We start from the raw sequence: 13,714 nt of genomic DNA, 5'->3' as shown, positions 1-13,714 counted from the left end.
GGTGGTTCAGGGTTGAGTGAGCGCCCAGGCATCGGGGGCGAGCGGCGGCGGCCTGTGATCCGGCCCGTCGTAGAGAAGCGACAAGCGGCGACCATGATGTGTCAGACACTCGGGGTCCACCAATGCTCTAGCCCGTTCGAGACGTACCGTCTCCGGAATATCGGCGTGCCCGATCCCTTGCAGCAGGTCGAGCAGCCTCTTGGCTGTTTCCGTATCGTGGTTCTGCCGGTGCCACAGGACGGTGTGCACACCGGCCTGGAGACATTGTCGGAGCACTCGGTTCTGGTGCTGCTGCTCGCAACACATGATGACGATGCCCGCGTCCGGAGTCGCTTCGAGCCGCGCCTGGGCGACCGTGGGGTCCGCCGAGTGATGGTCGAGAACAAGGGGCTGAGAGGACAGAAGGGCCTTGGTACGCCGCTTCCAGCCGGAGTAGGTCTCACGTGTCCGGCTGGAACTACGCAGAACGACCCTGCGGCTGATGCCGAGCAGGAAGTCGCTGTCGTCCTCGTTCCCCGCCAACTTCCAGGTATCGACGTCGAGTCGCAGCCAGGAGGGTGCCACGAAGAACTCCACCAGGGCTTGGTCCACGTGTTCCTGTACCTCATTGCGGAGCACTCTCCGGATCCCCTCGACCACTTGCTCGCTGGAGACCTCGGAGTCCTGTACCAGAACCACCTCGTGACGCCCTTCGGCGTCCCAGACCCAGATCTGAAAGGTGAAGCGATGGCCGGGGGCCAGGGGCAGCAACTCAACCTGGACACGGGGACCCACGACAGCGGACGAACTATCACGGGGAGCGGGACGGACGTCCTCGCGGAACTGAGCGACTGCGGCTTCCGGTACTCCGAGTCGAAGTGCCACCCTCGTCACCCAGGCATCAAGGTCGCGCGCCACGGCGTTGCCGACACAGCCCTCCGTGAGGGCGATCTTGACGACCGCCTGAAGCAGAGGAGGCATCAAGCGCCCAGCAACCGGGTCGTATCCCTCCAAGAGGTCAGTGACTTCAACGAGGCCGGACGCTCGCGGCAGCTCATCGGCGTACGGAAGCACCGAGCGCAGCAGGTCCGCGGAATCGGCGTGGCAGTGGGCCAGCAGACCGACCAGATCACGCCGCTGTTGCACGGTGAGTACGTCCCGCTCGCTCACCACACGGGCCACGCTCAGCAGCTGCTCCCAGAGCCACCTTGTGGCCGGGGATTCACTGATTCCGGCATCCGCCAAGTGGTCCCGGACGACATCCAGCAGTTCTGGTATCCCGCGCCGCACGCTCAGAGCGAGGGCGAGCAGCCGGTAGCAGTCCGCAGCTTGGCCTGCCGATTCCCTGCAGAGCTTGGCGGCCAGCCTCTCCTCGCACTTGCGGACAGACTCGCTGCCCGGCAAGAGCTGCTCCAGGACAGCCAACATCTGTTGCCGGCCCAGTCCTGCCATGGGTACGGCAAGCGGCGGGAGTTCCGGAAGCTCGGCCTCGATCGTGGGCAACCCGATGGCATACAGCGGGGCTGCGGACGCCGATGCCTCACCCGCGCCTGAGGTTACATGGGCAGCGACAACGATCCCTACCACCGCCTCGCGGTCCCGGTCCCAGAGCGGTCCGCCGCTGTACCCGCCGACCAGCGAGCCTGCCACAACGTCGAGTACTACCCACGGCTCGGCCACAGCACGCGGCAGGGCACGGAGGGTTGTCAGTGTGTTGCCGCTGGCCCACAGCGCGGTGACTTCATGCCCGTCCCGCTCGGGCAGAAAGGGTGCGGGCTCCGCGCCGTCCGGAGCTGACTCTCCGAGTCTGAGCACGGCTAGATCGCCGAAGTACGGCAGTCTTCCAGCTGCGGAAGCGCCACTACCCGCCGAGGCATACGGCCTTGGCGGACGCCACATCGTGTGATCGACGCGGCCCGTGAGTTCCCGGTCGCGGTCCACATGAGGCATCCGCAACCGGATGACCTTGTCAGGCCCCGGAGTGGAGGTCTCGAAGTCGTCCCGCCCCAGTGCCGCGTTGACGACATGAGCACAGGTGAGGACCAGGGAGTCCCTGATCAGAACGGCAGCGCCGACGAAGCCGTCCGGTCCGAGGACAGATATGAACGACCGGCGAAGTGCCGCGTCATCGTGATGGGGAGGAAGCACGTCTCGCCGCTTCCGTTACGAAACGGTTGACGCAGCCGCCCCGTTCGCGGGAAGCGGCCCATCGGGGGACAGACCAGGCCCTGCGCTTCTGGTGAAGTGCCAGCTCGCTGAAACAGTGAAGCTTGCCTCGCCCTTACCTGAGAAGACCCCCAGGCTCAGATCGCTGCCGAGAGTCACCCCGAACTCCACGGTCACCTCGTCTGGTCGTTGAACGGAATCCGCTAGAGACTGATGAATCCCATCCAGAACGCCACCCAGCGGACGGAGCGCTTCCGTAAGCGCTTCGCCTCCTCGGGTGAGTGCCTGCGCCATACGGTCATGGACGCTGACAGGCTGCGCGGAGCCGAAGCCCACTGGAAGCTCAAGAGACTCATCCGCCTCGGCCTGTCCATACGCCGCCACACCGACCGCAGCAGTTTCCTTGACCGGGGCAAGGTGCAGACGCACCACCGAGCCGTCGTCAAAGGTCAGATTCACGTCCCCCATAGGCACCATGATGGCATGAACGTCCGCCTACCGTGGCCTGGACCCAGCGGGGCAGTCGGGTCGATCGGAAGTTCTCTGTCCGTCGGCTCGATCGGGTCATCATTGAAAGGACGCTTCTTGCCGTGCGCGGCGCCGGTGAGATACTCGGCGAACTGGCCGTGTTGGACTCCCAGCCGCGCACGGCCACGGTCATCGCCGCCGAGGCCTGTCAGATCCGCATCATCCCGGCTGCCGCTTTCCTCACGTTCGTTGAGGAGCATGAGCTGCTGGCCCCACTCCTGCGCCATGCCATAGCCCGGGTCAGGGAATCCGAGGCCGTGCGGCTCGAACTGGCCACCGCATCAGTGCCGCTGCGTCTGGCCTCGGCTCTGTCGCGGCTGGTCGAGGCCGCATCCGTTTCGGCTTCGGATCTTGCCGTGCGTCTGCCCCAAACGGAGCTGTCTCAGATGATTGGCGCTTCCCGCAACGCGGTGGTCAACGCGCTCAAGCCCTGGCGCGAGAAGGACTGGGTCCGCACCACGTCCAGTGGTGGGCGCCTCGTTCGCGACATCTCATCCTGCCCGCCCCCCTATGAGCGTCAAGCGACTACCTCTGGCCACAGCCTCAGGCCGGCTCGACAACGGGCCTCCCCCTCAACTTGGGGAGGCCGACCGGCTCGACCATCAGGCCAAGAAATCCGCCCAAGGGGCAAAGAGGTACCGCGCCCGCGGAAACCACATCCTCGCCCTAGTCAAATGCTAGGACCGCCTGGTCGCCAGCATCGACAAACTTCCTGGCATCTTCACCGTCTCAGACTTGCTCACCGAAGTCGGACCTCAGGCCCTAGGCTTGGAAGAGGACGACGCCGAACTCCCCCGCTACGCAGGTGCCCTGTGACCGAGTCTCGTCGTGGATGACCTGTCCGAAGAGTGGGTCGTGGACTTCCGAGTCCGCTTCCAGCAACTGCCCTACAGAATCACCGGGTTCTACCCCCAGAAGCCCGAACCGTCATCACAGGTACCGGCACGACGCAGCCAACATGTGCTCGAGCTCGTTAGCCTCTGAACCGGCTCAAGCTGTGCATGACCTGGCTCCGGGCGGGCCATGCTGCCGAGCATGAACTCCACCAACACTGCCCTCGTGTCTGCCAGCATTGCCGTGATCAGTGCGTGCATCGCCGCGTACACCACGCGCGGCAACAGCGCCCGCGCCGGCTTCGAACTCGCCCGCTCCCTCTTCAACAACCTCACCTCAGCCAACACCGCGAAGTCCCGCGGCATCCTGGAGCGCTACAGGCGCGGGACCGGGCCCACGGACGAAACCTCCGACATAGTCCTCGACCAGTACTTCAACCTGCTCTGGCAATTTGAACAGATCCACGCCGGGCGCCAATCCCTCAACCAGCAACATCGCATCAACGGCACCCGCCCCGCCGTCCGCTATCTCGACGCCATGACCAGTTGGCACATCAGCGAATGGGCACACCGCTGGCTGGAGATCCGAACGCGGCTCGAGGCCGACCGAGGTGAGTCCATCGACGACGAGCACTCGCTCGACACCTTCAACCAACTCCTCGCATCCATACACCCCAAGCACTGGCGACTGCCCAGCCTCGAAGCCGTCGTCAACGCGCAACGCCTCCGGCGCGAAGAGCGCGAACAGAGGGAGCGGCGAGAATGGGAAGGACAATCGCGCCGACAGGCGAGCACCGCACCGCTACCCAACAGGACGGGAACGCCATAGCCGCGGGATCCCCGCCTCCTACGGTGCGGCCAGAGGGCGAGCAGGGCCCGCACCGCTTCCGCAGCTGCCAGACGCTGCACCAGCACGATCGCTTCGGGCATGGCTTCACGAATCCCGAGTGGCCGACCTACATCCTCCAACGAGCAGGGTCCGGGACGAGCCCACCCAAGGTCCTGCGCGACTTTGCCTACACGGCCTGCCCACCGAGCCGTCAGGACGCCACAGGCGACCGCAGACAGCACCACCTGTCACGAGCACAGAACGGTGGGACCGAGGCGTCGCGCCAGCACCGCTCCGCAGATCAGATCGAGTGGCGCAACGCACTCCACACGATGCACCCGCCCAAGCCCCGAAAGCAGCTCGAACAAGCTCAACGAAACTGCAAAACCGCAGTTCAGACGCCCTTCGTCACTGGCTCTAGAACAGCGACACACTCAACATGATGCGTCATCGCGAACAGGTCGAAGACATCCACACGGAAGCTCCCCCGGCCAACGACGGCGCTGCATCTCCGGCGATCCGCGGCAGCGCCCCCGTTCCTCGCACCGGCTCACTCGGCGACGTCGTCGGGCCCGCGCCGCAGGGTGGTTTCGAGCAGGGCCACCAGTCGCCCGACCCGATCCTGTGCGTTCCGTCCGTCGTGTCCGCCGGTCATGAGCAGGTGGTGGAGGGCCCCGACCAGGGCGAGGGCCGCGGAGGCGGTGTCGGCCCGTACCGCGATCCGGCCGCCCCGCCGTTCGGCGTCCAAGTAGTCGGCGATCGCGTCCTGGACCGTGTCGAAGCCCGGCGCACCGCCCTCCAGGGCCTCGCGGATCCGCACGGACGCCGCAGGGCGGGTGAGCGCCAGGCCGGCGACGGTGGGGCCGGCCGAGGCCAGGAGCGCGAGAGCGATACCGAGAAGGTTCTCCGCGACGGTGCCCCGCCCCACCCGCTCCCGGAGTTCTTCGGCGTGCCGGGCCACTCGCGCGAAACGGTCCAGGACCAACTCCGCGACGAACTGGTCGAGTCCGGAGAAGTGCGCGTGCAGAAGGCCTTTCGCGCAGCCGGCCTCACCGGTGATCGCTCTGCTCGTCAGGGCTCCCGGCCCCTCACGCTCCAGCACCCGCTCCGCGGCGGTGAACAGCCGCTCACGGACGTCCGGAGTCGTCACACCTCGCGGTGACATGGGCCCCTCCCTCTCAACGTGTTTACAGTATGGGCGATTGCCCATACCTTGTATGGGCGCCCGCCCATACTAGTTGTCTGACGTCTCCTGGGCGCCTGCATCCATCGGGGAGCAACACCACATGCAACGCATTGCCAACAGGGACCAGGAAAAGGCATGGAACGGTTACGAGGGGAACTACTGGGCCAACAACCAGGACCGCTGGGACGGTGTGAACGAAGGATTCAACGAACCGCTCCTTGCCGCCGCAGCGATCACTGAACGGGACCGCGTCCTCGACATCGGCTGCGGGGCGGGGTGCACCACCCGTCTTGCCGCACGGCGGGCGAGTGGCGGCCGGGCGTCGGGCCTGGACCTGTCTGCCCCGATGCTCGCCCGTGCGCGGGAGTCCGCGCAGTGCGAGGCGCTCGGCCATGTGACGTTCGAGCAGGCGGACGTCCAGGTCCATCCGTTCGGTCCCGGCACCTTCGATGTCGCGATCAGCCGCTTCGGGGTGATGTTCTTCGACGATCCCGTCACCGCCTTCACCAACATCGGTCGGGCCCTGCGCCCCGGTGGCCGTATCGCCTTCGTGTGCCCTGCGGAGCCCGGCCGGACCGAGTGGCTGCAGGCCATCCAGGGGCTGCGAGACATCCTGCCCGTCGGCGGACTGGGTGCCCCGGGAGGCCCCGGCATGTTCTCGCTGTCGGACCCGGCGACCGTGCGCGACGTACTGTCCCGCGCCGGGTACGAGGCCATCGGCACCGCACCCGTCGAGGCGTACGGGACATGGGGCCGGGACGCCGTCGACGCCGCCGCCTTCCTGTTGGACTCCGGCCCCGGCCGGCATCTGATGAGCCAGGCCGGGGAGGATGTCCGGGATCGCGCCCGGCGGAGGCTCGTCGACCTCCTGCGACCCCGCGAGCGGTCAGGAACACTCCAACTGCGCAGCGCCGCCCTGCTGGTCACCGCCCGCCGGCCCGGGTGACCGAGGGCGGCGTCCGCTGCCGGGGCGGACACCCGCCCGGCAGCGGGCGCCGCCCGGCCGTAGTCGCCGGAGAACAGTCGCCCCTTTTCAGGCTGTGGCCTTTTCCGGCTGGTCGCCGCTGCCCGCACTCTCGGCGGCGGGTGCGGTGCGCAGGGTCAGCAGGGCGGCCAAGGCGCCGACCACCGCGAGGGCCGCGGCACCGAGGAAGGCGGCGGAGAAGCCGTTGGTGAGTGCCACCGGGTCCTCGGGTTCGCGGGCGCCGTGCGCGGCGGCGAGTGCGGTCATGGCGGCGAGACCGAGGGCGGAGCCGACCTGGTAGCTGGTGTTGACGATCCCCGAGGCGAGGCCGCCCTCCTCCGGGCGAGCGCTGGACAGCGCGGTGCCGAGCGACGGGATGAACGCCAGCGACATGCCCACCGCCGAGAGCAGGGAGGCGGGCAGGACGTCGACCCAGAAGTTTCCGTCCGGGCGGGCGAGCGAGAGCCAGAACATGCCCGCGCCGAGCGCGAACAGCCCCAGGACGATGAGGGGCTTGGGCCCGAACCGCGAGATCAGGCGCGGCGCCAGGACAATCATCATGATCATGATGGCGACCGTCATGGGCAGCAGCGCGGAGCCGGAGGCGAAGGCGTCCAGTCCCAGGACCTGCTGCAGGTAGAGGTTGAGGAAGAACCACATGGGTATCCACGCGGCGGCCATGAGCAGCTGGGCGATGTTGGCACCGGCCAGGTTGGGTGCGCGCCAGATTCCCAGCCGCATCAGCGGTTCGCGTCGCTTGGACTGGATCGCGACGAACGCCGCGATCAGCGCCACGCCTGCCAGGAGGACCAGCCACGTCTCGGCGGAACCCCAACCGGTCTCGGGGGCCCGGACGATGGCGTAGACGGCGGCGGCGAGACCCGCCGTGACGGTGACCGCGCCGGTGAGGTCGATCGAGCCGCGTCGTCCCGCGCCCGAAGGCATGACGGCGGGCGTGGCGGCCAGGACGATCAGGGCCACGGGGATGTTGATGTAGAACACCCAGGGCCAGCTGGCGTATTGGGTGATGACCCCGCCGAGGAAGACTCCGGCGGTACCGCCGGCCGGTGCGGCCGCGCCGTACAGGGCGAAGGCCTTCCCCAGCTCCTGGGGCCGTGAGCCGAACAGCGTCATCAGCAGGGTGAGGGCGGACGGGGCGATCAGCGCGGCGCCCAAACCCTGCAGGGCCCGTCCGGCCAGTTCGACCCAGACCTCACCTGCGAGGCCCGCGGTCAGGGAACCTGCGGCGAGGACGACCCATCCGGCACTGAAGAGGCGTCTGGCACCGAGCAGGTCCGAGAGTCGTCCGCCGAGCAGCAGCAGCCCTCCGAAGGCGACGACGTAGGCGTTGAAAACCCACGACAGGTTCTCCTGGGAGAAGCCCAGGTCGGCCTGCATCTTGGGCAGGGCCACGCCGATGATCGACGTGTCCATGATGACGATGAACTGAGCCAGGGCGATCAAGGCGAGCGCGGACCATCTCCGCGAATCGGCTGGTGCGTTTGGTGCGGCTGATGCGGTCATCGCAAGTACTCCTATACCGGAGGGGGGTAGTCGACGAGCTGAAACATACCCCCTAGGGGTATCAATGGCCAGCCTGCGCGTACCGGCCTTCCTCTCCGGCCTGCTCCTGCTGATGTGGTGACCGCTGATCACCCGGCACGCGGTGCGGTACGAGCCCTACAGCGGGCTGTCCCCCGACGTGTTCCCCGGCAACTGGCTGCTGATCACGGCGCTGCTGTGCGCAGGCTCGGCGCTCCTGCTCGCCATCCGTACCGCCCGGTTGCGGCGCAGGGACACGAAGGGGCGGCCGTCCGCCTCCCGCTGCGTCGGCCTGGTAGCAGCGGACGGGGGCCGCGCGTGCCGCACGTGCGTGCCAGGGTGGTGAGACGGAGAACATCCCGGCCGGTTCAGGCCCAGGCACTTCCTTCCCGCCCCGGTACCGAACACGGCCACGTCCTGGTCGTCGACGACGATCCGTCGCCGCGCGTCCCCGGAGGCTGCGGCGCTGCTGCTCGCCGCCGGGGGCGTGTGCTGTTCAGATGGGCACTGCCCCGCTGGGAGGGCGGCCTGCCCTCAGGCGAGCTCACCTTCAACGCCTCCACCGCGCAGGTGACCCTGGCCACGATCGCCGGCGGCGTGATCACCCTGGCGGGGTTCGTCGTCACCGCCATCACCCATGGTCTCCCTCACCCTCGACGAGACCCTCCTCTACGGCGCCTCCGGCCACCGAGCCGTTTCACGCGGCTGCCGAGGGCAGCATGCTGCCGATCCGGCGTCCTTGCGTACGACGCCGTCGCGGGTGATTCCCTCACTGGACGCGCCAACCACTGCATTTCGGCAGGCATTCGCCGCCATTGATCACCTACCGGTACAGTCCCTGCCCGTCGGATCCAGGGAGGACGCATGGTCGTCGATGTGTCGGTGCGGCTGACTTACGTAGTGACTTGGCGGGAGATATCTGACGGATTGAAGATCCAGATGCGACACAGCCCGGCCGGGCGGTGGTGCTATCGCGTCCTGTGGGGACTGGTGGCATTGCTCGGTCTGGTGAGCACAACCAACCTGTTGATCAGAGGCGTTGGTGCCGTTGGCCTGGGGGTGTGGAAGTTCTTTCTGATTGCCTGCCTCTTCTTGGTAGCCGTCCGTTGGCTGATGGCTCTGGCCTTGCTCGCCTACGCCCGGCATCTGGGCGAACATCGCGTGACAGTCGATGAGGGCGGGATCAGTACCGTTTCCGAGCGGCATACGAATCAGACCGGCTGGGGGTTCTACGGGCGCAGCGTCGAGGGCCGGCGGGTATTCGTGCTGCTCACCCCGGACGTGTGGGGAACCGGAGTACTGATCCTCCCCAAACGTGGTCTGGGTGCTCCGCAGGACTCCGAGCGACTGCGGTCGCTGATCACCCGGCATCTCGCAGCCGCGTGAGGGCAGGCGTCGGCTCGCGGCTCCCGAGAGCTTCGGCGGGACACCGAAGCCCTTTGGACACCCGCGGAAGGACAGGCCAGTGACCTGCACCCACCGGGTGACGGCCCTCGTCGGGACTCCCTCGGGACCTGGAAGATCAGGACGCCGGTTGGGTAGAGGGGATGGGCGGAAGCCATGCGGGGGTTTTGTCGCGGAAGCTGTGACCGATGGGGATGATCTCGGCACAGTTGTCCAGGGCCGAAAGACAGATGCCGAGGTAGTCCTCCCCGTCGCCCGCCGCCCCCAGGGGCGTACCGCACACGGGACAGAACCATCGCTCCATCGTGGGCCAGGACCGGAACGAGCCGGGTGTGCCGGGCCCGGTCCAGGTGAAGGCGCTTCGACGGAAACCGACCCAGCCCATGAACGGGCCGCCAGACAGGCGAGCGCAGTGGGGGCAGGAACACAAGTGGGGGTCGTACGGCTCCCCGGCCGCTTCGAAGCGAATGTGTCCGCACAGGCAGCCACCGGTGTACATGGCTGGTGTCGGGGATGTGGGGCGGTCGGTCATGGAGGGTCCTCGCTGTGGGGGCTTGTCAGGGTGGTGGACGCGCGTCGCCGTGCCGCAAGAGGGCAGATGTGCGGGCGGAGTTGGGGACGAGTGGGGGCGCCGCGGTGGGTGGCAGCCTGGCACGCAGGCTCGGCGGCGGGGGTGTGGCCGCACGGAATCGGGCCATTGCTGCCGCCGTGACTCCGTGCGGCGCGCACCATCGGTGCGCTGCTCCTGCACGGGTCGGCCGGGGTTTCAGGTTGGCCGGAAACCCTCCGGAGATGCGGCCGAACGGGCGACCATCGCTCGAACGAGGGCGTTTCAATGGCCCCGTCCCACGGCGCGACGGCGGCGGCCGGGTGCTGCTCGGCCTCCGTCGTCCCGACTCTGCCTACGCCGCGCACATCTGGCATTTTCTGACCGTCCATCAGGCACGTCGCTTGTCGGGGGAAGGGCTGTCGGGCTCTGTGACAGAGACTTTCACCCGACTGTTGTCGCAGTCAGTAGCTGTCGGATGTTCCGTGCGCCGATACATCCTGGCGATGGCTGCGCACTGGAGTGCCATGGACAGCGCCATGGCCAGGCAGATGCCGGGCAGCCCCGAACCCGACAGGCTGTATGCCAGGGTGAGTTGGAGTGCCACGCCGCACGCGGTGATCCGCGCAAGAGCGGCGCTGCCACCGCTGCCCTCGAACACCCCGCCCAGCGCGATGAAGCAAGCGAGAAGCATCAAGTACGGCCCCAGGCAGCGCAGATAGAGTGCCCCCGCCTCGGCCACCTCCCCCTCGCTGCCGAAGGCCCGCATGATCCACGGCCCGACGGCGAGCAGTGTCAGCAGGGCCGTGACCCCGAGCGATCCGGCGAGGAGCACCACCTGTCGCCCGATGGCCCGCCGCTCGTCGCGTCCGGCACCGAGCAGATGGGCGGTGCGGATGGCGGCAGCCTGGCGTATCGCGTAGAAGGCCATGGTCGCGACGTACATCGCCTTCGTCGCGATCCCGTACGCAGCGACCTCGCTGACGCCGATCCGGGCGACGATGGCGACGAGTGCGAGCGCCCCCGCCATCCGTGCGACGAAGTCGGCCGACATGGGAAGCCCGGTCGCAGCCGTCCTGCGCGCATCGGCGCCGGGCGAACCGGCCCGGTTCGGGGCCGTCCGGGCTGCCTGTCGCAGTACGCCGTTGCGGTGCAGCGCCACGAAACCGCACATGAGCGCAACCGTCCGGCCCAGCACTGTGGCGATCGCCGCCCCACGCACCCCGAGGTCGAGCCCCAGGATGAACAAGGGATCCAGCCCGAGAATCAGTCCGTTCGCGAGGATCGCCAGCTTCATCGGGGTGCGGGTGTCGCCCGCACCTTTGATGATGCCGTCGACGACGTTGGTGGCGAAGAACACCGCGATTCCTGGCAATGCGATCGAGAAATAGCCAGTGGTGAGGGGCAGCGAGTCGCCGCCAGTGCCGCCGAGTACGAGGTGGGCGAGCGGTTCGCGGCACAGGTATCCACCGATGGCGACGAAGGGTGTGACGAGCGCCCACAGGACCCATCCGCCACGCACGGCGGAGCGCATCGCTGCCGAATCCTCCGCGCCTCTGGCTCGTGCGACGAGCACAGTCGTGCCCGAGCCGGCGACGAGGATGACGCCGAGCAGCAGGTTCTCAACATTCGTGGCGACAGCCACCGCGGCGACAGCGCCCCCGCCGAGCCGCGCCACCCACACCATGTTGATGATCCCGGCCGTGACACCCGCGAGAAGCTCGAAGTAGACCGGATACGCGAGCGACACCAGCCTGCGCCGGTGTTCTGCTGCCCCCATGACTGCACCCCTCTTTTCGCTGTACCTCTAATCGAGGTACAGCGAAAAGAGATAACATGACGGGACGGGACGGGCAAGCGCGCTGACAGGCGCAGGAAGGAGCTCGGGGCATGCTGGAGCTGTCGATTCTGGGTTTCCTCTTCGAGGAGTCACTGCACGGATACGAGGTGAAAGCCCGCATCCAGGGCCTCAGTGGCCACATCCGCCCGGTAAGTGACGGGGCGCTCTATCCGGCCATCTCCCGGCTGGTGAAAGCGGGTCTGGTCGAGCAGCGCACCCAGCCCGGAAGCGGTGCCGCGCCCCGCCGGATCCTGTCCCTCACCGAGGCGGGCCGCACCGAACTGCTGGCCCGATTGCGGCACCCCAAGGAGTCCGAAATCACCGATGGGCAGCGCTTCTTCACTCTGCTTGCCTTCCTGCACCATCTCCCGGACCGCGCCGAGCAGGCCGAGGTCCTGCGCCGCCGGCAGACCTTCCTCGACATCCCGGCGAGCTTCTTCTACCGCGATGGCGAGCCCGTGCGAGCCGAGGAGGCGCCCGGCCTCTTCCGGCAGGGCATGCTGCGCATCGCTCGCGCCACCAGCGCCGAGGAGAAGAAATGGCTGGCCGAGGCAATCGGAAGCCTGGAGGGCTGAGCGCGGACCGGTGGCGGCACCCATCCCGCTTGGGAACAGTCAACGACGGGACGCCCGTCGGCGCTGGGCAGGAAGACGGGTGACGTTCCCGGACTGCTCGATTTCTACCCGGGCCTGCTGAAGTTCCAGGTCGAGTTCCGCAACTGTCCGCCGGAGGGTCGCGGTGACGGCTCACTCCTTGGCGAGATCGTGTGTGCCGACTGTCAGCGCCTCCTTCAACTCGGTGTACTTGGAGGTGAGTTCCCGCATGGCGGATGGGGTGACATTCTGTGCCCTGACGCGCGCCCGGAACTCCTCGACGAGGTTCTCGTGGTCGCCGTATGCGACGTCTCGCCTCAGTGCGGACTCGCGCAGCGGCTCGGAGGCGGTGGAACCGCTCGAAGAAGGTGCGTACGTCCTTGACCGTGAGTCGGGCGTCCTTCTTGGTGCCGCAGATCGGGGATGCGGCGGAGACGGACGCAGGCGGCGCAGCGGGTGGATGTTCTCCCGAAACCGGTGGGTGGCGACGCCGCCGAGCCAGTAGGCCCAGTAGTCCCCGAGCGCGCAGCCGGCGGTGACGATCGGCGGGCCGCGGTTGCCCTCGGCGATCTCCTGACAGTCGTCGGGTTCCAGGCGCTCGGGGTCGAAGCCCTCCGTCCCGGCGGGTGCCACGCGGGTGCCGTCCTTGCAGCCCATCCACCACTTCTCGTCAGCCATGGGGCCCTCCAACGGAAAAGCCCCCGCTGTTAACGGAAGCTTTAACGGTGATTTAGCAGGTCAGGCGGACAGAACCAGCGTAAAACGGATGACCCTAAGATTGGGACTCCCCAACCAGCACATCGTGGGCTTAACTTAGGTGTCATGACCTCCCCCCGCTCCACCTACGGCGGCGGCTACTACGCCGCACCGTCGTTCCCCGACACTCCGATCTACGACTCCCTGGTCGCGGAGCGGGGCACCCCTCAGATCGCTCCGATCCGAGTGCCTGCCGCCTATGACACCGGCAACAGCTATCTGCCGGCTCTCCCGGCGGCGCTGCCGGCTCTTCCCGCGGCGCCCTCCCAGTCCAATCCGTCTTACGGCTACCAGCAGCCGGCTCAGCAGGGTTACGCGCCGATGCAGCCCGCGCAGTTGCAGCACGCCCCGGCGCCGTACATCCCGCAGCAGCCGACCGCGGCCCGCGGCGGGTACCAGGCGCCCTATCCGCCGCAGCAGCAGCGGCCCGCGCCCGGCACCGGTTACGAGGCGATGCGTCCGGCGTCACCGCGGCCCGCGCCGGCACCCTCGCCCTACGAGGACCCGTACAACCGCCCGTACCAGGGCCGGGGGTACTGAGCCGGGA

General features: G+C 67.8%; 14 protein-coding genes. 7 read left to right on the top strand and 7 right to left on the bottom strand.

The genetic code is table 11. The features are described from left to right. Nucleotides 1-6: 6 nt before the first annotated feature. Complete coding sequence (locus tag GA0115254_RS42515) at nucleotides 7-2,127, bottom strand: VMAP-C domain-containing protein (protein WP_093900596.1); 2,121 nt, start codon at nucleotides 2,125-2,127, stop codon at nucleotides 7-9. A 15-nt stretch (nucleotides 2,128-2,142) separates the two neighbouring features. Then, on the bottom strand, nucleotides 2,143-2,613 hold the full coding sequence (locus GA0115254_RS42510; protein WP_256103109.1) for a CU044_2847 family protein: 471 nt from the start codon (nucleotides 2,611-2,613) through the stop codon (nucleotides 2,143-2,145). 32 nt (nucleotides 2,614-2,645) lie between these two features. Between GA0115254_RS42510 and GA0115254_RS47140 the strand changes: the two genes are divergently transcribed. After that, entirely contained in the window at nucleotides 2,646-3,509 is an 864-nt protein-coding gene (locus GA0115254_RS47140) for a Crp/Fnr family transcriptional regulator (protein ID WP_256103108.1), read from the top strand. Nucleotides 3,510-3,708: 199 nt separating this feature from the next. Next, entirely contained in the window at nucleotides 3,709-4,335 is a 627-nt protein-coding gene (locus tag GA0115254_RS42500) for a hypothetical protein (protein WP_141721011.1), read from the top strand. A gap of 550 nt (nucleotides 4,336-4,885) precedes the next feature. On the opposite strand, the gene GA0115254_RS42495 is transcribed toward GA0115254_RS42500, so the two are convergent. After that, a complete protein-coding gene (locus GA0115254_RS42495) occupies nucleotides 4,886-5,500 on the bottom strand; it encodes a TetR/AcrR family transcriptional regulator (RefSeq protein WP_093900594.1) in 615 nt (204 codons plus the stop codon). Nucleotides 5,501-5,621: 121 nt separating this feature from the next. Here GA0115254_RS42495 and GA0115254_RS42490 point away from each other — a divergent pair, with 121 nt between their 5' ends. Next, complete coding sequence (locus GA0115254_RS42490; protein ID WP_093900593.1) at nucleotides 5,622-6,467, top strand: class I SAM-dependent methyltransferase; 846 nt, start codon at nucleotides 5,622-5,624, stop codon at nucleotides 6,465-6,467. 87 nt (nucleotides 6,468-6,554) lie between these two features. Here GA0115254_RS42490 and GA0115254_RS42485 read toward each other — a convergent pair whose 3' ends face one another. Next, on the bottom strand, nucleotides 6,555-8,009 hold the full coding sequence (locus GA0115254_RS42485; RefSeq protein WP_093900592.1) for an MFS transporter: 1,455 nt from the start codon (nucleotides 8,007-8,009) through the stop codon (nucleotides 6,555-6,557). A gap of 142 nt (nucleotides 8,010-8,151) precedes the next feature. Here GA0115254_RS42485 and GA0115254_RS45115 point away from each other — a divergent pair, with 142 nt between their 5' ends. Together GA0115254_RS45115 and GA0115254_RS44060 are read left to right on the top strand one after the other, a co-directional pair. Continuing rightward, entirely contained in the window at nucleotides 8,152-8,373 is a 222-nt protein-coding gene (locus tag GA0115254_RS45115) for a hypothetical protein (RefSeq protein WP_176740528.1), read from the top strand. Between the two features lie 518 nt (nucleotides 8,374-8,891). Then, nucleotides 8,892-9,413, top strand: coding sequence for a YcxB family protein (locus GA0115254_RS44060; protein WP_141721010.1), 522 nt, complete (start codon nucleotides 8,892-8,894; stop codon nucleotides 9,411-9,413). Nucleotides 9,414-9,549: 136 nt separating this feature from the next. On the opposite strand, the gene GA0115254_RS42470 is transcribed toward GA0115254_RS44060, so the two are convergent. Together GA0115254_RS42470 and GA0115254_RS42465 are read right to left on the bottom strand one after the other, a co-directional pair. Then, nucleotides 9,550-9,930, bottom strand: a complete 381-nt coding sequence (locus GA0115254_RS42470; protein ID WP_093900590.1) for a GFA family protein — start codon at nucleotides 9,928-9,930, stop codon at nucleotides 9,550-9,552. A 439-nt stretch (nucleotides 9,931-10,369) separates the two neighbouring features. Beyond that, on the bottom strand, nucleotides 10,370-11,758 hold the full coding sequence (locus GA0115254_RS42465; RefSeq protein ID WP_093900589.1) for an MATE family efflux transporter: 1,389 nt from the start codon (nucleotides 11,756-11,758) through the stop codon (nucleotides 10,370-10,372). A gap of 110 nt (nucleotides 11,759-11,868) precedes the next feature. Here GA0115254_RS42465 and GA0115254_RS42460 point away from each other — a divergent pair, with 110 nt between their 5' ends. Next, complete coding sequence (locus GA0115254_RS42460; protein WP_093900588.1) at nucleotides 11,869-12,393, top strand: PadR family transcriptional regulator; 525 nt, start codon at nucleotides 11,869-11,871, stop codon at nucleotides 12,391-12,393. Between the two features lie 171 nt (nucleotides 12,394-12,564). On the opposite strand, the gene GA0115254_RS42455 is transcribed toward GA0115254_RS42460, so the two are convergent. Next, on the bottom strand, nucleotides 12,565-13,089 hold the full coding sequence (locus tag GA0115254_RS42455; RefSeq protein ID WP_093900587.1) for a hypothetical protein: 525 nt from the start codon (nucleotides 13,087-13,089) through the stop codon (nucleotides 12,565-12,567). A gap of 144 nt (nucleotides 13,090-13,233) precedes the next feature. On the opposite strand from GA0115254_RS42455, the gene GA0115254_RS42450 reads away from it, so the two are divergent. Then, complete coding sequence (locus tag GA0115254_RS42450; RefSeq protein WP_093900586.1) at nucleotides 13,234-13,707, top strand: DUF6643 family protein; 474 nt, start codon at nucleotides 13,234-13,236, stop codon at nucleotides 13,705-13,707. The last annotated feature ends 7 nt before the right edge of the window (nucleotides 13,708-13,714 follow it).

This window comes from Streptomyces sp. Ncost-T10-10d (assembly GCF_900091955.1).
Classification (GTDB): Bacteria; Actinomycetota; Actinomycetes; order Streptomycetales; family Streptomycetaceae; genus Streptomyces.
The sequence above is the reverse complement of the archived record's forward strand: the minus strand, read 5'-3'. Positions and strand labels throughout refer to the sequence as shown.